Origin of the sequence: Halomonas sp. HL-93, assembly GCF_900086985.1 — a bacterium.
In the GTDB taxonomy this organism is placed as follows: domain Bacteria; phylum Pseudomonadota; class Gammaproteobacteria; order Pseudomonadales; family Halomonadaceae; genus Vreelandella.
The window spans coordinates 2505613-2525220 of the sequence record NZ_LT593974.1 but is presented as its reverse complement, the minus strand read 5'-3'; the positions used below and the strand labels follow the sequence as shown (position 1 = coordinate 2525220).

The 19608-nt window shown below is 56.5% G+C and carries 15 protein-coding genes; 5 read left to right on the top strand and 10 right to left on the bottom strand.

Annotated features, from left to right (window positions below; translation table 11 throughout):
• Nucleotides 1–6 precede the first annotated feature (6 nt).
• The 3 genes from cmoB to cmoA are packed head-to-tail and all read right to left on the bottom strand — an operon-like array spanning nucleotide 7 to nucleotide 3177.
• On the bottom strand, nucleotides 7–993 hold the full coding sequence (gene cmoB, locus GA0071314_RS11740; RefSeq protein WP_074396815.1) for a tRNA 5-methoxyuridine(34)/uridine 5-oxyacetic acid(34) synthase CmoB: 987 nt from the start codon (nucleotides 991–993) through the stop codon (nucleotides 7–9).
• Nucleotides 994–1009: 16 nt separating this feature from the next.
• On the bottom strand, nucleotides 1010–2440 hold the full coding sequence (locus GA0071314_RS11735) for a phospholipase D-like domain-containing protein (protein WP_074396814.1): 1431 nt from the start codon (nucleotides 2438–2440) through the stop codon (nucleotides 1010–1012).
• Nucleotides 2437–3177, bottom strand: a complete 741-nt coding sequence (gene cmoA, locus GA0071314_RS11730; RefSeq protein ID WP_074396813.1) for a carboxy-S-adenosyl-L-methionine synthase CmoA — start codon at nucleotides 3175–3177, stop codon at nucleotides 2437–2439. The genes GA0071314_RS11735 and cmoA overlap by 4 nt, the downstream gene beginning before the upstream one ends.
• A 95-nt stretch (nucleotides 3178–3272) precedes the next feature.
• Here cmoA and pgi point away from each other — a divergent pair, with 95 nt between their 5' ends.
• From pgi to serB, 5 genes are all read left to right on the top strand, one after another.
• Nucleotides 3273–4967, top strand: a complete 1695-nt coding sequence (gene pgi, locus GA0071314_RS11725; protein WP_074396812.1) for a glucose-6-phosphate isomerase — start codon at nucleotides 3273–3275, stop codon at nucleotides 4965–4967.
• Between the two features lie 262 nt (nucleotides 4968–5229).
• The gene (gene parE / locus GA0071314_RS11720; protein WP_074396811.1) at nucleotides 5230–7125 is read left to right on the top strand and encodes a DNA topoisomerase IV subunit B; all 1896 of its coding nucleotides are present in this window, start codon (nucleotides 5230–5232) and stop codon (nucleotides 7123–7125) included.
• A 184-nt stretch (nucleotides 7126–7309) separates the two neighbouring features.
• Entirely contained in the window at nucleotides 7310–9199 is a 1890-nt protein-coding gene (locus GA0071314_RS11715) for a methyl-accepting chemotaxis protein (RefSeq protein WP_231896448.1), read from the top strand.
• A gap of 109 nt (nucleotides 9200–9308) precedes the next feature.
• Nucleotides 9309–11555: a DNA topoisomerase IV subunit A gene (gene parC / locus GA0071314_RS11710; protein ID WP_074396809.1), complete on the top strand. Its 2247-nt coding sequence runs from the start codon at nucleotides 9309–9311 to the stop codon at nucleotides 11553–11555.
• A gap of 3 nt (nucleotides 11556–11558) precedes the next feature.
• Complete coding sequence (serB, locus tag GA0071314_RS11705) at nucleotides 11559–12764, top strand: phosphoserine phosphatase SerB (protein WP_074396808.1); 1206 nt, start codon at nucleotides 11559–11561, stop codon at nucleotides 12762–12764.
• Nucleotides 12765–12790: 26 nt separating this feature from the next.
• On the opposite strand, the gene GA0071314_RS11700 is transcribed toward serB, so the two are convergent.
• The 7 genes from GA0071314_RS11700 to GA0071314_RS11670 are packed head-to-tail and all read right to left on the bottom strand — an operon-like array spanning nucleotide 12791 to nucleotide 19504.
• Nucleotides 12791–13624 (bottom strand): DUF6694 family lipoprotein, encoded by an 834-nt coding sequence (locus tag GA0071314_RS11700; protein ID WP_231896447.1) that lies wholly within the window; start codon nucleotides 13622–13624, stop codon nucleotides 12791–12793.
• 21 nt (nucleotides 13625–13645) lie between these two features.
• The gene (locus GA0071314_RS11695) at nucleotides 13646–14032 is read right to left on the bottom strand and encodes a Na+/H+ antiporter subunit G (RefSeq protein ID WP_074396807.1); all 387 of its coding nucleotides are present in this window, start codon (nucleotides 14030–14032) and stop codon (nucleotides 13646–13648) included.
• 37 nt (nucleotides 14033–14069) lie between these two features.
• Nucleotides 14070–14339 (bottom strand): K+/H+ antiporter subunit F, encoded by a 270-nt coding sequence (locus GA0071314_RS11690; RefSeq protein WP_074396806.1) that lies wholly within the window; start codon nucleotides 14337–14339, stop codon nucleotides 14070–14072.
• Complete coding sequence (locus GA0071314_RS11685; RefSeq protein WP_074396805.1) at nucleotides 14333–14830, bottom strand: Na+/H+ antiporter subunit E; 498 nt, start codon at nucleotides 14828–14830, stop codon at nucleotides 14333–14335. The genes GA0071314_RS11690 and GA0071314_RS11685 overlap by 7 nt, the downstream gene beginning before the upstream one ends.
• Nucleotides 14827–16338 carry a monovalent cation/H+ antiporter subunit D gene (locus GA0071314_RS11680; RefSeq protein WP_074396804.1) on the bottom strand — a complete coding sequence of 504 codons (1512 nt, stop codon included), beginning with the start codon at nucleotides 16336–16338 and terminating at the stop codon, nucleotides 14827–14829. The genes GA0071314_RS11685 and GA0071314_RS11680 overlap by 4 nt, the downstream gene beginning before the upstream one ends.
• A complete protein-coding gene (locus tag GA0071314_RS11675) occupies nucleotides 16335–16667 on the bottom strand; it encodes a Na+/H+ antiporter subunit C (protein ID WP_074396803.1) in 333 nt (110 codons plus the stop codon). Before GA0071314_RS11675 ends, GA0071314_RS11680 begins: the two co-directional genes overlap by 4 nt.
• Entirely contained in the window at nucleotides 16667–19504 is a 2838-nt protein-coding gene (locus GA0071314_RS11670; RefSeq protein ID WP_074396802.1) for a monovalent cation/H+ antiporter subunit A, read from the bottom strand. The genes GA0071314_RS11675 and GA0071314_RS11670 overlap by 1 nt, the downstream gene beginning before the upstream one ends.
• Between the last annotated feature and the right edge of the window lie 104 nt (nucleotides 19505–19608).

Sequence of the window (19608 nt, the reverse complement as noted above, 5' to 3'; positions counted from 1 at the left end):
GTCTTGTTACCCCGGCTTATTCGCCAGAATCACTGCCCGGCGCGGAGCAGGGTAGCCTTCGATGGTGCGGGTGCGATCATCGGGATCCAGAAAATCCGCCAGCGACTGGTAGGTCATCCACTCGGTGGAGCGCTGCTCGTCAAGTGTCGTGACCGCTTCATCCACGACGCGCACGTTGGTGAAGCCGCAGCGCGAAAGCCAGTGGCATAGCGCCTTGGAGGAGGGCAGGAAGTAAACGTTGGGCATGGCGGCGTAGCGTTCACCGGGCATAAACACCGTCTGTTCATCGCCTTCCACCACCAGGGTCTCCAGCACCAGCTCGCCGCCGGGCGCCAAGGCGGCCTTTAGCTGTTGAAGGTGTTCCAGCGGCGCGGGGCGGTGGTAGAGCACGCCCATGGAAAAGGCCGTATCAAAAAAGCCCAGGTTCTCCGGCACGTCTTCGATGCCCACCGGTAAAAACTGCGTTCTGCCACCATCCGCATCACCCACGAAATGGCGCACCGCCTGAAACTGCCAATAAAAACGCGGTGAAGGGTCGATGACCAGCACGAAAGCAGCGCCTGCCCCGGCTATCCGCCAAGCGTGGTAGCCACTGCCACCGCCTACATCAAGCACTTTTCGGTACTCGAGGGGTGCAAGATGGGGGGCCACTCTTTGCCACTTCCAGTCGGAGCGCCACTCGGTGTCGATATGAATACCGCCCAACTGAAAAGGGCCTTTGCGCCAAGGCGAGAGCTTTCTCAGCAGGTTAAAGCATTGGCGCTGCTGGCTATCGCTAAGGTCAATATCAACAGTGATAGTGTCGCTGTTTAAATCTACGTGCCGCTCGGTGGGTAGTGCGGGCAGTTTGGCGACGGCTTTTTCCCAGGCGGGCAGGTCGCCGTGGCGGTTGCGGTCGAGGCCGCGTGCCAGTTGCTCGGGCAGGCGTGCTAGCCAAGTGTCCAGGCCTTGTTCGATAAAGGCGTGGTAAAGCTCGCGGTGGGGGGGGGGCATGGGGTGTCTCGCTGTCTTAGAAAGTGCACCAGCCGCTGGCTTCCATCAGCCGATACTGCCAGTAGCGGCGACGAGAGGCGTCGAGGTAGGCTTCTGGGCCGGTACTGTAATGCTCGGTGTCGGTATTGTGCCAGTGGCGCTCAAAAGCTGCACGGGCCTCTTCGATGATTGTGTCATCGCTGTCGGCGACCCACTCAAGATTGGCTTCGAAGTTGAGATCGTCGAGGCTGCGCCGGGTGTAGTTGGCCGAGCCCAGCAGCAGGTGGGCAGGGCGTTCGCCGGCGTGGCGCAGCAGCAGCTTGCTATGAGCCTGTTCGCCGTGGGTGTCGCTCCAGCGCAGTTGGATGCCCGCTGCCAGCAGGTCGTTGGCCGCCTGCCGGTTGGGGATGCCGCTGCCAGCGACGCCAAAGGCGTGGTGGTTGGGATCGAGTAATACGCGCACCTCCACGCCTCGTCTTGCCGCCCTGGCCAGAGCGGCAATCACGCCGCGGTGGGAGAGATACAGCACCTCGATATCCAGCTTCTCACCAGCACGGGCATCGTCGATGATCAAGAGCAGGGCGCGCTTGATGGCACCTTCGCTGAGCAGCCGTAGGCGCGGCGTATGGGGGCTAACGGGAGCGCGGGCGACCGGCGACGGGGCGCGGCCGACATTGACGCCGCTACGGGCGGCGATCTCAAGTTCAGAGGCGAGCAGATCGAGCGCGACACTCCCGGAGACCCGCAGCGCTATGTCCCGGTAGTCGCTGCTGCCGTCATCCGCGTTGGCGGTGCTGACCACGGCGGTCCAATGCTGCCCCTCATCGACCACCAGGGTCTTACGATGGTTGGCGTTGAGGTTGAGCAGGGTCAGGTAATGGCGCAGGCCGACCTTGCCGGGGCCGAGCGGGTTGGGCAGCCACCTGCCGCGAGGTAAGTATTGCAGCCAACGCAAGCACAGCCGCCACAGCGCCGTCCAACTGGGGTTGGGGTCGCGCCCGATGGTCAGGTCGGTGATCGCCACAGGGATGCCGGCCGCTTCCAACTGCTGGTGGAGGCTCAGTTCGCGCCCGCCGTAGAGCGTGTTGATCGGGTCGGTAATCACCACCATCTCGATATCGGGGCGCTGGCGCTTGCGGGTCAGCAGGGCGTCGCGCAGGGCCACCGAAACCTGGCGATGGCAGTCGTGGCGGTCGTCGGCGGGGTCGTTGAACTGGAACATGTCCAGCACCACGCGTTTTTCGGCCTGTCCGATCAGGCGTATCATCTCATCGAAAATATGCTGCCGACATTGGCGGTGGCCTTGGGTATCGATAAAGGTCTCGTCGAGCAGCAGACGGGGCGCAAAAGGCGAGCGCCACTCGCCTTCGACGCTAAGGCCGGGCGGCAATGGCTTGCGCGAGTGCCACCAGACGGTGGCCAGGTAGAGCGCAAGCGCCCCCGCGGTCAGCGCAACCCATATGTTCATGGCTTGAAGGCGATCAGCGAGGCGAAGTTGAGGTACTGGAACCACGTCATCGAGCGCGGAAAACCGGCTTGTTTCAGGCGTTCGTGAAGGGCTTCAAGGGTGTCCGGTACCAGTACATTCTCAAGGGCGGTACGCTTTTGGCTGATTTCCAGATCACTGTAGCCATTGGCGCGCTTGAAGTCATGGTAGCGCTCGACCCGCCAGGCGTTGTCGCGCTCGTCGGCGTCGACGGTTTTCTCAGAGAGAATCAGCACGCCGCCCGGCTCGAGCGCAGCGTATAGTCTCTTCAAGAGCGCGTCGCGGTCGGCGGGCGGCAAAAACTGCAGCGTAAAGTTGAGGATGATCATCCCCGACGGTGCATACTCAAGCGTGCGAATATCAGCTTCCTCCACCTGCATGGCATATTCGGCACACTCGTCGGCAAACGTTTGCCGTGCCTGAGCCACCATGGCGGGGGAAAGATCGACACCCGTGTAGCGAAACGCATCGGCGGGCAGCGCACCGGCAAGCGCCAGCCCCGAGGCGCCAAGCGAACAGCCCAGGTCGTAGACATGGGCACCGTGGCGCAGGTGGCGCTGGGCGATCAGGCTCAGCATGCCGAGGATCTGCCCGTAGCCAGGCACCGAGCGGCGAATCATGTCGGGGAAGCACGCGACGACCTTTTCGTCAAAGGAGAACCTTGCCACCTTGTCCAGGGGTGTCGAAAAGATAGCGTCACGGTAAGATGCATCACTCATGGTCAAGCCAGGATTATTAATGAGGCTGCGTAGTTTACGCGACCTTGGTAAGACAGAACAGACCCTGCACGGAACGACGCCACAGGAGAGGGCAAATGGCTGCATCATCACGGACAACACCCGATTCGCTACCCGCATGGCAAATGCTGAAGCAGCACGCGCAGGCGCTAGAGCACGTCCATTTGAAAAATCTGTTTGGCAATGATCCAGCTCGCTGGACACATTTTACCCGCCAGGTTGCAGGCCTCACCTTGGATCTTTCCAAGCAGCGCTGGGATGACGATACCCTAGAGCACCTGCTGGCGCTGGCGGATGAAGCGGGGGTGCCGGGGGCGATCGACGCGCTGCTGAGTGGCAAGCGTGTCAACGTCAGCGAAAACCGACCGGCCTTGCACACCGCCTTGCGCTTGCCGCCTGGGGCGAGCTTGGACGTAGAAGGTGAAGATGTGGCGGCGTCGGTGCATGAAAGCCTCACCCAAATGGAACGCTTGGTAGAGCGTTTGCACGCGGGTCAGTGGCGCGGCGCCACCGGTAAACCGATTCGCCATGTGGTGAACCTGGGGGTAGGTGGATCGGACTTGGGGCCGCTGATGGTCACCCATGCATTGGCTGACTTCCGTCCTGCCGATATTCATCCAGTGGAGGTTCATTTTGCCTCGACCATGGATGGTTCGCAGCTCGCCGATTACCTGACGCGTTTTAACCCGGAAACCACACTGTTCGTGCTGTCGTCGAAGTCGTTTACCACGATTGACACCTTGTCTAATGCCAATACCGCTCGTGACTGGTTAATAGGGCGGCTGTCGAAGCATGGCGAGGTGCCTAGTGCCACGCCGGTTAGTGCTGAGTTGATTATTCGCCAGCATTTTATCGGTGTTTCCGCCAGCCCCGATAAGATGAGTGAGTGGGGCATCACCCCCGACCACCAGCTGATGTTCTGGGAATGGGTCGGCGGGCGCTACTCGCTGTGGGGGACGATTGGCTTGCCGATTGCGCTGGTGGTTGGTATGGAAAATTTCCGTGAGCTATTAGCCGGCGCCCACGCCATGGATCGTCACTTCCAGGAGGCGCCCATGGCCGATAACTTGCCGGTGCTGCTCGGGCTGGCAGGTATTTGGAACGTTAACTTTTTGGATATTCGTGCCCACTCAATTTTGCCTTACGACGGCCGTTTGGAGTATTTCGCTGCCTACCTTGAGCAGTTGGAGATGGAGTCCAACGGAAAGTCAGTGACCCGCCAAGGCCAAGCGGTTAACTATTCTACCTGCCCGGTACTGTGGGGGCAGTTAGGCCCCAACGCCCAGCATGCTTTTTATCAACTGCTTCATCAGGGCACCCAGCCGGTGGTTTGCGACTTTATTGCTCCGCTCAAGCGTTACGACGAAGTGGAGAGTCCGGATACCCGTCGCCATTTGAAAGCCCAGCATCGCTTGGCACTGGCTAACTGTTTTGCTCAGTCGCGGGTGCTAATGCTTGGTGACGACGCTATTGATGACGATGGTCCGCGCCCGGAGCATAAGCGCTATCGCGGCAATCAGCCTTCCACTACGGTGTTATTGGACAAACTGACGCCTGCAACGCTAGGGTCGCTGATTGCGCTGTATGAGCATAAGGTGTTTGTTCAGGCAGTGGTGTGGGATATCAACCCGTTTGACCAGTGGGGCGTTGAGCTTGGCAAACAGATTGCCACCGATACCCAGAAAATCATCGACCATCAGGGCGACCTGTCGCGGATGGATGCTTCCAGTCGTGGATTGATTGAAGCCTTTTGGGCGGCTGAGCAGGAGTAATCAGGCAATTGTGTCGTGAGCATATGTCGCACGTAGAAAGGGCGCCGGGGATAGGTCGTAGAGGGGGTTATTTGCCATGGATGGCAAATGTAGCGCCCAGGGACGGGTTTACAGCGCCCCCTCGTAGACCTATCCGCGGGGAAGCCCTTTCGTGCTTCGCTATCGATAAATATGGCTGGATATACAGCATTTTGCTTTTCGGCTATCCTGTATCCTTTTGCCCGCATTCATACTTGCATGACCCTTCAGGAACCGACGTTACATGACCCAGTTTGATGCCTCCCAGTACGGCGCGAGCTCCATCGAAGTCCTCTCCGGGCTCGAGCCGGTACGTAAGCGTCCCGGTATGTATACCGACACCTCGCGACCCAATCACCTTGTTCAGGAAGTCATCGATAATAGCGTTGATGAGGCGCTGGCGGGGCATGCCACCGCCCTCAGCGTGGTGCTGCACAGTGACGGCGGGATTGAAGTGCAGGATAACGGGCGCGGCATGCCGATCGATCTGCACCCCGAGTATGGCGTGTCGGGCGCTGAGCTGATTTTTACCAAACTGCACTCAGGCGGCAAGTTCTCGTCGGACAGCTACCGTTTTTCCGGCGGACTGCACGGCGTAGGCGTGTCGGTGGTCAATGCCCTGTCACGTCGGCTGGATGTTGAAGTGACTCGCAACGGCGCGCGCCATGCCATGGCGTTTGAGTTCGGCGAAAAGGTTGAAGAACTGCACGAAATTGGCAAAGCGGCCAAGCGTGCCAGCGGCACGCTGGTGCGTTTCTGGCCGGATGAAAGCTACTTCGACAGCCCTAAACTGGCGGTGGGTAAACTGAAACACCTGCTGCGCGCCAAAGCGGTACTGTGCCCGGGGCTTGCCGTCACGCTGGTGGAACCTGACGGTACCAAAACCGAATGGGCCTACGCGGATGGTCTGCGTGACTACCTGGCGGAGGCCACCGACGGCTATGAAGTAGTTCCGACAGAACCCTTCGTAGGCCACTTTAGCGATGATGAAAACGGTGTCGACTGGGCTATCCAATGGTTGCCAGAAGGCGGCGATGCCCTATTGGAAAGCTATGTTAACTTGATCCCCACCCCACAAGGCGGCACCCACGTTAACGGGTTTCGCTCTGGCTTACTTGACGCGCTGCGTGAGTTTTGTGAATACCGCAGTCTACTGCCGCGTGGCATCAAACTCACCGCCGATGATTTGTGGGAGCGGGCGTCCTTTGTGCTCTCGGTAAAAATGCTCGACCCGCAGTTTGCCGGGCAAACCAAAGAGCGCCTTTCTTCGCGAACAATCGCGGGCTTTGTATTAGGGGTACTTAAAGACGCCTTTTCTCTGTGGCTCAATCACCACGTTGAACAAGGCGAAGCCCTTGCCGAACTCGTGATTAGTGCCGCTCAGCACCGCCAGAAAAAAGCCAAGAAAGTTGTGCGTAAGAAGGTGACCTCAGGTCCGGCACTACCCGGCAAGCTGGCCGACTGCTCAGGCCAAGACCCGGCCCAGAGCGAGTTGTTCCTGGTGGAAGGGGACTCAGCCGGCGGCAGCGCAAAGCAGGCGCGCAACCGTGAGAGCCAAGCGATTTTGCCGCTGCGCGGAAAGATATTGAACACTTGGGAAGTGGATTCCCATGATATCTACGGTTCCCAAGAGGTCCACGACATCGCCGTGGCGATAGGGGCCGACCCTGGCAGCGCTGATTTGGAAAAACTGCGCTACCACAAAATCTGTATTCTCGCCGACGCTGACTCCGACGGTCTACACATCGCCACGCTGTTGTGCGCGCTGTTCGTCAAACATTTCCCAAGCCTCGTGAATGCCGGGCACGTCTATGTGGCCATGCCACCGCTTTACCGTATCGATCTCGGCAAAGAGGTCCACTACGCCCTGGATGAGAGCGAAAAAGCCGCCATCCTCAAGCAGCTGGCGCAAAAGCGTGGTACGCCGAACGTGCAGCGCTTTAAAGGTCTGGGCGAAATGAGCCCGCTTCAGCTGCGCGAAACCACTATGGCGGTGGAAACACGCCGCCTGGTGCAGCTTACCCTGGAGGAAGGCGACGGCACGCTGGAAATGATGGATATGCTGCTGGCCAAAAAGCGCGCCGGCGACCGCAAAAAGTGGCTGGAAGATTACGGCAACCTCGCAGACGTCGAAGTATAAGCGCTGTGTCAATCGGGCATAGGTATCAAGTGGTTAAGGTTGGGCATTATGTTGCCGATAGTGAGTAGAGAGCGTACGCAAAAAAGTGCGCCAGTTAGCACCACTTAATCACTAGAGGGGAATGTCCTTGTTCAATACCATTTCGAGGCAGTTAACGCTGGCAGCGTTTGCTCTCATGATACTCATGGCAGCAAGCATTTACGCCGTTATGGCATGGCGCGGCCAACCGCAAGTCATCGAAGCAAGCCAGTCTCTTGTGGACCGAACGGGCGGCTCTATTGTCAACGCTCTGAATGCACAGCTAGCACGCGTGGAAGGTAATACAGCAAGTCTTGCATCACTTGCAGAGTCATTACCCCGAGAGGAATCGTTGTTCCGTCAAGCCTTCCCGCGGGTCGTGGATGACAGCGGCAATACGGCCATTGCAGGGGGCGGTATTTGGCCGGAGCCTAACGCATTTGAAGAGGGGGTTGAGCGATTTAGCTTCTTTTGGGCGAGAAATGCCGAAGGCGAGATTGAGTTCTTAGATGATTATAACGCCGATGATATTGCCCCTTACCAAGAGGAAGCCTGGTATCAAGATGCGCGGGATGCCGAGCCGGGGCAATGTGTCTGGTCAACAGCGTATCGTGATGCGACCACCGGGGTAGCCATGGTGACCTGCAGCGTGCCTTATTATCTTGATGATGAATTTGCTGGGGTAGCGACCATCGATATGCAGTTGGACGGCGTGGCTGAATTTTTAACCGAAAACGGCGATGCGACAGGTGGTTATGCCTTCGTGCTTGATAGAGCTGGCAACGTCATCCACTTCCCGGGCGCTGATTTGGCAACTGATGATATGCAAGGTTTGGCTGATCTAACCAGCGATATGCCCTGGCTTTCCCCTGTGGTTGAGGCTGTCGAATCAGGCAGTCAAAACGTCCAGGTGGAAACAGCAGGCGTGCTGGATCAACCCGCCTCGGTGCGTTTGTTTGATATGCAAGATACAGGTTGGACATTGGGGCTAATGACCCCTCAAGAAGAAGTGACGGCACTGGCGCGGACATTGACTCGCGATCTGATGGTGGTAATTCTTCCACTTTTGGCACTGCTGCTGGCGCTGGGTTGGTGGGGTGGGCGTGTATTACTGCGTCAAATCCACAGTACCACCGAGCAGATTGACCAACTCGGTCAAGGCGGCTCAAGTCGTGAACTGACCATTTACCGTAACGATGAGATTGGTGAGTTGCGCAGTGCGGTAAATCGTTACGCTGAAAAGTTGCGTCACCTATTCAGTGACGTAAGCCAAGTATCCGATGCGATTGCCAGTGAAGCGACAGACATTGCGGCGGGTAACACTGAGCTTTCTAGTCGGACCGAACAGCAAGCCGCGTCGCTACAAGAAACTTCTTCGACGATGGAAGAGATGGCCGCGACAGTGAAGCGCAACGCCGATAACGCTAATGAGGCGAATCAGCGGGTCAACGAGTCGACGGTTAAAGTGAAGCAGGGAGGTGAGCAAGTATCTCGCTTGGCGCAGTCCATGCAGGCGATTAATGAGAGTTCGGGCGAGGTCTCTTCGATTGTCGGTGTCATTGAAAATATTGCATTTCAAACTAACATTTTAGCGCTGAATGCATCGGTAGAAGCCGCGCGGGCTGGTGAACACGGGCGAGGTTTTGCCGTTGTGGCTAGCGAAGTGCGCGAACTGGCATCCAAAAGTGCCACGTCGGCACGTAATATTAACGAGCTGATTAAAACCACGTCCAAGCAAATTGAAACTGGAAGTGGCTATGCCCGTGAGGCAGAAGGGGCAATGCAGGAAATCGTAGTAGCGATTGAAGAAATTGCCCAGCGCATAGGAGAAATCAGTCAAGCGTCTGGCGAACAAACGAACGGTATTGATGAAATCAACCGTGCCGTCTCGCAAATGGACACTGTCACCCAGCAGAATGCAGGGCTGGTTAGTCAGGCGTCGGGGGCGGCCAATGAACTGTCTGTTCAGGCACAGCGTTTGAAAAGCTTACTTGATGACTTTCAGCGCGATAATGAACGTTCCCCGGAAGTGAAACCACTCTCGGGGCCTCAGTAAAGCAATTAATATGACATAAGCAACTACTAACACGTTGTGTATCAATGTGTAGCAGGATTAGCCGCTCCCGTTGGGGCGGCTTTGCTTGTCAGGAAAGGATGAATACCCCATGGATATTCAGGTAGCGGAAGGCGACGTCGAACGCTTGTCCTTGCGCGATTACACCGAAAAAGCGTATCTCGACTACTCGATGTACGTCATTTTAGACCGCGCCTTGCCCAACATAGGCGATGGCATGAAACCTGTGCAGCGGCGGATTATTTACGCCATGCGCGAATTGGCACTCCACGCTAACGCCAAGTACAAAAAATCGGCGCGTACCGTGGGTGACGTGCTGGGTAAATTCCACCCTCACGGCGATAGCGCGTGCTACGAAGCCATGGTGCTGATGGCACAGCCGTTTAGCTATCGCTATCCGCTGGTGGATGGCCAGGGCAACTGGGGTAGCCCTGACGATCCCAAATCGTTTGCTGCCATGCGTTACACCGAGGCCAAGCTTTCCAAGTTTGCCGAAGTGCTGCTTAGCGAGCTCGGTCAGGGCACCGTCGACTGGGCGCCGAATTTCGACGGCACCATGCAGGAACCGCTGGTGCTGCCGGCGCGTTTGCCCCATGTGTTGCTCAACGGCGGCACCGGCATCGCCGTGGGGATGGCCACCGATATACCGCCACACAATGTGTCTGAGGTGGTCGATGCCACCTGCCACCTGCTGCGTAATCCTAAGGCTACCACCGTCGATCTGATGGAATTTATCCCCGCGCCGGACTTCCCGACCGATGCGGAGATTATTACCCCCCAAGAAGACCTGCGTAAGCTTTATGAATCCGGGCGGGGGTCGGTCAAGCTGCGCGCCCGCTACGAGCGTGAAGACGCCAATATCGTGATCACCGCGGTGCCCTATCAGGTCAGTGGGGCCAAGGTGCTAGAACAGATTGCCGCGCAGATGCAGGCCAAAAAGCTGCCCATGGTGGCCGATCTGCGCGATGAATCGACCCACGAAGAGCCTACCCGGCTGGTGATTGAACCGCGATCAAACCGCGTCGACGTTGCGTCGCTGATGGACCACCTGTTTGCCACCACGGATCTGGAAAAGAACGTGCGGGTGAACATGAACGTGATTGGCCTGGACGGTCGCCCACGGGTGATGCCGTTGCCCGAAATGCTGGGCGAGTGGCTTCAGTTTCGGCGCAGCACGGTGCGCCGCCGCTTGGAGCACCGCCTGGGCAAGGTAGAAGACCGCCTGCATATTCTCGAAGGCCTGCTGATAGCCTATCTCGACCTTGACGAAGTGATCCGTATCATTCGTGAAGAGGATGATCCCAAAGCTTCTCTGATCGCGACCTTTAGTCTCTCCGACCGCCAAGCGGAAGCGATTCTAGAGCTTCGCCTGCGTCATCTTGCCAAGCTCGAAGAAATGAAAATCCGCGGTGAGCAGGATGAGCTGGAAAAAGAGCGCAAATATTTAGAGGGCCTACTAGGTAGCGAAGCCAAACTTACCACGTTGATCGAAAAAGAAATTCGCGCGGCGGGTAAAGAGCATGGTGACGAGCGCCGTTCGCCGCTGGTGGCGCGTGCCGATGCTAAAGCGTTGTCCGAGGTCGAGCTGCTGGGGGCCGACCCAATCACCGTGGTGCTGTCTGAAAAGGGCTGGATTAGATCAGCCAAAGGCCATGATATTGACCCCGAAGGGCTTTCCTACAAAGCAGGTGATCGTTTCCAGTTGGCCGCCCGAGGCAAGACCAACCAGCCGCTAGTGCTGCTGGATGATACCGGTCGCGCCTATACGCTCAGCGCCCACAATTTGCCCAGTGCGCGGGGGCAGGGTGAACCAGTGACGGGTCGGGCGAATGTCTCTGCGGGTGCTCGCATGGCGGGGTTAATGCTGGCGCCTGCCGAGCGGCGTTTTGTGCTGGCCAGTGATGGTGGTTACGGCTTTATTGCCCGTTTGGATGCGCTCACCGGCAAAAATAAAGCAGGCAAAGCGGTATTGAGCGTGCCTAAAGGATGCAGTGTCATGTCGCCTATCGAAGTGCCCGAGGGAGATAACCTATGGGTGGCATCAGTCTCGAATGAAGGCCGGCTACTGGTGTTCCCCTTGGGCCAGCTGCCGGAAATGGCCAAAGGCAAAGGCAATAAGATGTTGGATATCCCCGGGCCACGCGCTGCACGCCGCGAGGAGTTTGTGCGCAGTATTGCCGTGATAACAGACAGCGACGCCTTGGAGCTGCATGCCGGTAAGCGAAAACTCACCCTGAAAGCCGATGATTTGGCGTATTATCGCGGCGAGCGAGGGCGTCGTGGTAGTAAGTTACCGCGAGGTTTCCAAAAAGTTGATTGGATAGGCGCAGGGGAATAGGTCATGGCGACACGTTATTTGATTCGCGCAACAGGGCTGGCGCGCCCCGGCCAATTAGCCGGGTTGGGCAAAGCTCTTGCTCATAGCGGCGCAAGGCTGCTGGATATCAATCAAAGCGTGACCTTTGGCATGCTATCTCTGGAAGCGCTGGTGGGGCTGGATCGCGATAGCGCACTTGAAGCCACCTTAAGCGATGCAGGGGATACGCTTGGGTTGGATGTACAAGCGATTGCCGTGAGCGCTGATGATTATCAGCGCTGGAGCGAACAAGAAAGCCAGCCACGGCTAATTCTGACCCTATTGGCACCACGCCTTCCGGCGGGCATATTGGCGGAAGTGGGGGCGTTAACCGCTGAATTTGGCCTAACCGTTGAGTTGATTCACCGCCTTTCGGGCCGAGAGCCGCTAGAAGGAGACGCGCCCGCCAACGGGGCTTGTGTCGAATGCTGGCTGCGCGGCGATGATGCCGATGTGGTGGCGCTGCGGGAGAAAGCACTGTCGCTGGGAGCCCTGCATGGCGTGGATATTGCCATCCAAGAAGACTCGATCTGGCGACGTCACCGCCGTTTGGTGTGTTTCGATATGGATTCGACGCTGATCCAAACCGAGGTGATTGATGAGCTTGCACGCCGTCATGGCGTGGGTGATGAGGTGGCGGATGTCACTGAGCGGGCCATGCGCGGCGAACTGGATTTCCAGGACAGCTTCCGCGAGCGGATGAGCAAACTGGCAGGGCTTGATGAAGCTGTATTGGCCGACATAGCGGCCGAATTGCCGTTAATGGATGGCCTTGAGCGCCTGATGGTCAATTTAAAGCGTTTTGGTTATCGCACGGTCATTCTTTCTGGTGGTTTCACCTACTTTGCCCAATACCTACAGGACAAGCTTGGCTTTGACGAAATCCACGCCAACGAGTTGGTCATCGAGCAGGGGATTGTCACCGGTGAGGTGCTCGAGCCCATTGTCGATGCCGAGCGTAAGGCCGAGTTGCTTGAACAAATAGCGCTGCGCGAAGGTTTGACGCTGGAGCAGACCATTGCCGTGGGCGATGGCGCTAATGACCTTAAAATGCTTGCTAAAGCTGGCCTGGGTATTGCCTTTCGCGCTAAACCTATGGTGCGTGCCCAGGCCCAGCAGGCCATCTCAACCCTCGGCATTGATGCGGTGCTGTACCTTATCGGCTACCGCCAAACCGATTTGATCGACTAAAACGTTGAGGCCCTTCGGGGCCTCTTTTATTCGAGGGAATGCTCCGCAATAGCGCCATATTCATCGCGCAGCTCGTCTAGCCTTTCGCGCTGCCGTTCGCTTAGCGGCGCCGAATCCCACAGGGCGTTACCGTCATCGCCATGCACGCTCTCAATGGTGATGGCTAATTCTGCATTGTCGGGAATGTCCTGGTTACCCCAAGGGCCGAATCGATTGGGCGCCAGGCTCCACTTGGCGCTTTCGCCGGGTTCCAAACCATCGGGAATCACATAGTAAAAAGACTCATCGACCCAGGGTGCCTCATGATTAGGACTGGTGACTACGCCTCTAAGCGATAGCTCTACGATACGTTCATCAGAGCCGTTGGTGACTTCAAGCTCAATGATAGGTTCTAACGCCCCGTAGGGACTTGTGCTCATATAAAAGTCGGCGCTATCGATGGTAATGCGCTCTCGCTGCTGTCGGTCATGCTTTGCGTTAGCCTGCTTTTCTTCAAGTCTTGAGAGAATAGCGAGCGCCTGATTACGCTCGCGCGCGCGACGGTTACGTAACATTTCATTGGCTTTTTCGATCGCCTCATCACCCGTTAGCCCATGCATATAGGCGTTAGCCGACTCAGCAATTTCTGCGGCGTTCATCGGTCTTGGGTTGAGTATATCGATACCACTAAACGATGACATCGCCATGATGGTCAGCGCTTGATCAAACTCGTCGCGTTTATAGGTGGGCAGCGATTCGCGTACTTTTTCAACCGATACAACGGCAGCGGGCATCGAGCTGGTATCAATCTTAGGCTCTGAACAACCCGCGAGCATTATCATCGACAGTGACAATGTCGATAGCCTGAACAGGCTCCACATACAATTTCCTTTACGATGTAATTAACCATGCCCTTTATCGGGGTGAGGAACCGGTTTTTTACCTACTTCCTCGGAGCGAAGTTCGACTGGCTTACCCTGGGTTATATCAATGTGCTTCAGGCGCATGTGAAGGCCCGTTTTGGCGAGCAAATGGGCACTGACCGGGGCAGTAATAAATAAAAACAAGGTGATCAGCATTTCCTGAATGTCGGGTCTGCCTTCAACGCTCCAGAAATAGGCCATTGAAGCTATTAACATACAGCCAATACCCAGGGTTGTGGCCTTGGTGGGGCCATGCAAGCGCATATAGAAATCGCGTAGGTGAGCCATCCCCAGTGAGCCGATAAAGACAAAGAGGCCGCCTGCGATCAATAGTAATGAAATAAGTGCCTCTACCCATAGCGACATAAGCGCACCTGCATAGCAACGAAGAGGGTGACAGGGTTCATTCGATAATATCCCCGCGTAATATGTACTTGCATACGGCTACTGTGCTGATAAATCCCAACATGGCGATCAACAGTGCCGACTCGAAATAGGTCTTGCTATTCAGCCACAGCCCGAGCAACACAATCAGCGCAATCGAGTTAACGTACATGGTGTCCAGTGCCAACACGCGGTCCGGTAAATCGGGGCCAACAGTAAGCCGATAAAGATTTAACAGCAGCGCCATGACCACCAGGGTTAGGGTGATGAACAGTGCGATGCTCAGCATTCGTAAATCTCCTTTAGCGGGCGTTCGTAGCGCTCCCGGATCTGCTCAATCAGCGCCTCTTCATCGTCTGTATCGAGGGCGTGAATGAGCAGTGATTTACCGTCCATACGCAGGTTGGCGGATACCGTGCCCGGCGTCAGGCTAATGGTGTTGGCAAGCAGCGTAATGGTAAAACGCTCCTCTAACATGAGGGGGTATTCCACAAAGTGGGGATTTAGCTTACGCCATGGGTTGGCGATCAGGTAAGCCACTTCAAAGTTGGCGGTAATGATATCGCCCAGTACGCGCAGCACAAAGCGCAGTAGCAATAGTGGCTTTTTGATGCGCGGGCGAGCATCCCAAAAGCGATGGGTTAGCAAGGGGATAATAATGGCCAATGTCCCACCCAATACGATATGACCCGCGGCAACACTGCGCACTAATAATAGCCATACGACCAGTAACAGCAGTGAAAAAACCGGGGTCGGCAACCAAGCGCGTGGTCGAATCATTGGGTGCCTCCAGCATCATTGATTAATGTGTCAATCACCAAACTTGGGTTGGCCAATTGCTCAGCGGTGGCCTGGGTATAGTCGCTTACGGGGCCCGCAAACACGACCATTAGTAGCGAGGAACTTAACAACCACGCCATGCCAAACCACTGGTAACGAGGCAGCGAGCTGCCGCTGAGATTACCCCGATGGCTGCGCCAAAACAGAGTTGAGCCTGCGCGGGAGAGCGCAATGAGTGATGCCAAGCTTGCCAGCAGTAATAATGGCCACAGCCAAAGCCGTTGGCTGTCTTCCGCGGCATTAAGCATTAGCGCTTTTCCGAAAGCGCCAGAGAGAGGCGGTAATCCAGCGACCGCAATTGCCCCGAAAAAGAAAGCCAGTGCCAGTGCCGCGCCTTGTACCATTGGCCGCCCCTTAACTAGTCGCGTACCCGGTTTGCCTCGCTGCAATCCAATCATTTCAGCCAACAGGAACAGCCCACCGGTAATCAGCGTGGTGTGAATCAAGTAGTAGAGCAGTGCTGATGTGGCAGCGGGGCTACGCATGCCCACACCTGCGAGCAGCGTGCCCACGGAAACCAATACCAGGTAGGCTATCAAAAGGCGAAGGTCACGGGCGGCCATCACGCCAACCCCGGCGGCAGCCAGCGTGGCAAGCGAAAGCCACCACACCCAGGACTGCTCAATGGCTTCCAACCCCCCTGCTTGGTCGCCAAAAATGAGGCTATAGACGCGCAAAATAGAATAGATGCCGACCTTGGTCATCACCGCAAATAAGGCAGCCACCGGGGCTGGGGCTGCGGCGTAGGCGCGGGGTAGCCAAAAATACAGCGGTAAAATGGCGGCTTTTAGGCCAAATACCACTAACAGCATCAAGGCACCGGCTATCACTAGGCCTTCGCGTTCGGCGGGTAGCTCGGCCATGCGAGAAGCCATGTCGGCCATGTTCAGCGTCCCCGTCGCCCCATAAAGAATGCCCACGCCAATCAGGAAAAGCGATGAACCTGCTAGGTTTAACACCACGTAATGGACGCTGGACTGAATGCGTGCTTTGCCCCCGCCGTGAAGCAGTAAGGCATACGAGGCCAGCAGTAGCACTTCGAAAAACACAAATAGGTTAAACAGGTCGCCGGTGAGAAAAGCACCGTTGATGCCCATCAACTGCCACTGGAAGAGGCCGTGAAAGTTGCTGCCCTTTTCGTCATCACCGCCGCAGGCAAAGACCACCGCGCCCACTGCAAGCAGGGCGGTGACTATCAACATAAGCGCTGATAAACGGTCAAGCACAAGCGCTATACCAAATGGCGGCTGCCAATCGCCCAAGGCGTAATAGGTGATTTCCCCGCTGGCGGCTTGAGTGACCAGTCCAATGGCCACCAACAGAAGCCCCAGCGTTGCTACTACGCTGACGATGCGCTTATAACGGACCATCCCCTGACGTTGGTAGAGTAATAAAATGCCCGCGATTAACGGCAGAACCACAGGTAAAACAATCAAATGCTGGATCATTCGCGGTCATCCTTTTTGCCGTCCACGTGGTCGTTACCCACTTCACTCCGTGCGCGCATCGCCAGAATGACCACAAAGGCCGTCATCGCAAATCCGATTACAATGGCCGTTAGTACCAAGGCTTGAGGAAGTGGATCAGCGAAGCCATCACCTTCATCGACCAGTGCAGCGCCATCAGTGGTCAGCCCGCCCATCGAAAATAGAAATAAATTGACCGCGTAGGAGAGTAGCGTAAGGCCTACCACCACTGGGAAGGTGCGCCCACGCAGCGTCAGATAAAGCCCGGATGCGGTCAGTACACCGGTCGTGATCGCATAAAGCAATTCCATTAGCGAGGCTCCTTGCTGGAGGGGGCGGGAGGCGTTTCAGCGTCTTTTTCGGGCTGTTCGGGTACCGGGCGGTGGGCAGTGGTCACTTTGCCCAAGTTGGCGAGGATCATTAGCGTGGCGCCAACCACTGCGAGATAAACACCCAGATCGAAGAGCAGCGCTGTCGCCAACTCAAACTCACCGACAACGGGTAGAGTGAAGTAGCCAAAAGACGAGGTCAGGAACGGGTAGCCAAACAGCCAACTACCAAGCCCGGTTAGCGTCGCCACCGCGACCCCTACAACGGCCACCGGCTGGAAGGGGAAGTTGAGACGCTCTTGTGCCCACTCCACGCCCCGGGCCATATACAATAGAATCAACGCGACAGCAGTAATCAAACCGGCAATAAAGCCGCCACCTGGTTGGTTATGGCCGCGCAGAAAGATAAACGCCGATACCAGCAGGGCAAGGGGCAATAGCGTCATGGAAATAGACGTCAAAATAGCGGGGTAGCGATCCGGCGACCATACGCGTCCTTCGCCGTCGCTATGCGGGATAAACAGACGTAAGCGGTTAAGTAGCTTAAAGATGGCAAGCCCCGCAATGGCCAGTACCGTGATTTCACCTAGCGTATCGAAGCCGCGGAAGTCGACAAGAATAACGTTAACCACGTTGTAGCCACCGCCGCCGGGTTTACTGTTTTCGACAAAAAAGTTGGAGATCGACAGCGTTTCTCGGGTCATCACCGCGTAATTGAGGCTGGCAATCACCAAACCCAAAGAACCCGCCAGTAACATGTCGCGCACGTTGCGCAGTGGGCTTGATTCCTGGGGTGTTTTTTGCGGCAGGAAAAACAGCGCTAGCATCAGCAATATCATGGTGACCACTTCTACGGATAGCTGGGTCAGGGCCAGGTCCGGCGCGGAAAAACGCGCAAAAGTGAGAGCAACAAATAGCCCTACAACTGACAGCATGAGCAATGAAATCAAGCGGTAGCGATGGGTGGCCGCGGTCGCGATGCCGCCGAAAATAAGCATCACCGCACCAAGAATTACCACGCCGTCGACTGGCTGGTTACCTGCGGCACCCGTTAGGTCGGTGACCCGTACTAGACCTATTAGTCCCATTAAAAAAGCAGCGAACAACAAAAGCGTCATGTAGCGCTGTAATGAGTTGCCCTCAAAAAAGGCCAGTAATTGTTCTGCACGGTAGCCAATCGTTACCACGAAGCGCTCAAACACGCGCCTTGCATCAACACTGGCGAATTGTCTGGTGAACAAACGCATATCGTTGTGACGCCAGTAAAGGGCGGTGCCGAGCACCAAGGCGGCAATGCTCATCAGCAAAGGTAAGTTGACGCCATGCCAAATCGCCAGCTTAAAATCCAGCGGGCGTTGCAGTACCGCTTGCGCAGCCAGATCAAGCAGGTTAGTTGCCATCAGGGCGGGAAGCAGACCTACAACGACGCACAGCACCACCAGAATCTCCACGGGTAAACGCATCAGATGCGGTGGCTCATGGGGAGATTTAGGCGGTGCCTCGCGGGCGGGTTTGAAGAAAACCGCATGAACGAGGCGTAGCGAGTAAGCCACAGAGAGGATACCGCCCAGTGTGGCAAGCGTAGGCAATAGCCAGCTTAAACCACCCAGAACGGGCGTTTCCAACGTTTCGGTAAAGAACATCTCCTTGGAGAGGAAGCCATTGAACAGCGGAACGCCTGCCATCGCTGCGGCAGCCAAGGTGGTCAGCAGCGCGGTGACCGGCATGGCCTTTCTGAGCCCGCCAAGCTGTTTTAATTCACGCGTCCCAGTCTCGTGGTCGATAATGCCAGCGCTCATAAATAGCGCGGCTTTAAAGGTGGCATGATTCAGAATATGAAACAGGGCCGCCAGAACGGCCATTGGGCTGCCGATACCCAGCAGCACCGTAATGAGCCCCAGATGGCTGACCGTGGAAAACGCTAGGATGCCTTTCAGGTCAGTTTTGAATAGTGCAAACCAAGCGCCGTAAAGCAGTGTTATCGTGCCGACCAGCGATACCACCACGGTCCATAATTCACTGTCGGCAATCGCCGGATGCAGCCTTGCCATCAGGAAAATGCCTGCTTTCACCATTGTGGCGGAATGCAGGTAGGCCGAGACGGGTGTCGGAGCGGCCATGGCGTGTGGAAGCCAAAACTGGAAAGGGAACTGGGCTGACTTGGTGAAGGCACCGAGCAGCACCAAGCCGAGCATCAGCGGATAGCGCGAGTCGGCGACAATGACCTCGCTGCTGGCCAAGACGTCACCCATGCTGAAGCTACCTGCCATATCGCCGAGTAGCAGTAGCCCTGCTAGCAGTGCCAGACCGCCTGCACCGGTGACGGTCAACGCCATGCGTGCGCCTTTGCGTGCATCGCTGCGATACGACCAAAAGCCGATCAATAAAAACGAAGAAAGGCTGGTGAGCTCCCAAAAAAGCCACAGTAAAATCAGATTGTCTGACATTGAAATGCCCACCATGGAGGCCATGAAGAGCATTAAAAAAGCATAGAAGCGACCAACAGGTTCGTCACTTGCTAGATAAAAATGGGCGTACAGCAGTATCAGCAGCCCAATGCCCATGATTAAAATGTTGAATAGTAGCGACAGACCGTCCAAGCGCAGGGCTAGCTCAAGATTGAGCTCGGGCAGCCAGCCGATGGCAAAGCGAAGTGTCTCGCCGTCGAGCAGTGCGGGTATCTGCATCAAGGTGAGCAGTAGGGCAATAGCCGGCAGCAAGGCGGTTGCCCACGAGCAGGTAAAGCGGCTGCGTTGAGCGTTGAGGACCGGCACCAAGACGCCTAGTAACGGTAGTAAGGCTATCCACAGCAGTGTCATGGAAGTCATCCAGCGCAATAATCAAAAAAAGCCCGCTAGCCGTCATCGTAAAGGCGTCGGCTGAGGCATGGGATACCACAAATGAAACAAGAGGATATCACTTG

Coding starts and splice junctions, on each gene's coding strand:
- cmoB (WP_074396815.1), bottom strand. CDS start 993: ATGCCCCCCCCCCACCGCGAGCTTTACCACGCCTTTATCGAACAAGGC.
- GA0071314_RS11735 (WP_074396814.1), bottom strand. CDS start 2,440: ATGAACATATGGGTTGCGCTGACCGCGGGGGCGCTTGCGCTCTACCTG.
- cmoA (WP_074396813.1), bottom strand. CDS start 3,177: ATGAGTGATGCATCTTACCGTGACGCTATCTTTTCGACACCCCTGGAC.
- pgi (WP_074396812.1), top strand. CDS start 3,273: ATGGCTGCATCATCACGGACAACACCCGATTCGCTACCCGCATGGCAA.
- parE (WP_074396811.1), top strand. CDS start 5,230: ATGACCCAGTTTGATGCCTCCCAGTACGGCGCGAGCTCCATCGAAGTC.
- GA0071314_RS11715 (WP_231896448.1), top strand. CDS start 7,310: ATGGCAGCAAGCATTTACGCCGTTATGGCATGGCGCGGCCAACCGCAA.
- parC (WP_074396809.1), top strand. CDS start 9,309: ATGGATATTCAGGTAGCGGAAGGCGACGTCGAACGCTTGTCCTTGCGC.
- serB (WP_074396808.1), top strand. CDS start 11,559: ATGGCGACACGTTATTTGATTCGCGCAACAGGGCTGGCGCGCCCCGGC.
- GA0071314_RS11700 (WP_231896447.1), bottom strand. CDS start 13,624: ATGTGGAGCCTGTTCAGGCTATCGACATTGTCACTGTCGATGATAATG.
- GA0071314_RS11695 (WP_074396807.1), bottom strand. CDS start 14,032: ATGTCGCTATGGGTAGAGGCACTTATTTCATTACTATTGATCGCAGGC.
- GA0071314_RS11690 (WP_074396806.1), bottom strand. CDS start 14,339: ATGCTGAGCATCGCACTGTTCATCACCCTAACCCTGGTGGTCATGGCG.
- GA0071314_RS11685 (WP_074396805.1), bottom strand. CDS start 14,830: ATGATTCGACCACGCGCTTGGTTGCCGACCCCGGTTTTTTCACTGCTG.
- GA0071314_RS11680 (WP_074396804.1), bottom strand. CDS start 16,338: ATGATCCAGCATTTGATTGTTTTACCTGTGGTTCTGCCGTTAATCGCG.
- GA0071314_RS11675 (WP_074396803.1), bottom strand. CDS start 16,667: ATGGAATTGCTTTATGCGATCACGACCGGTGTACTGACCGCATCCGGG.
- GA0071314_RS11670 (WP_074396802.1), bottom strand. CDS start 19,504: ATGACACTGCTGTGGATAGCCTTACTACCGTTACTAGGCGTCTTGGTG.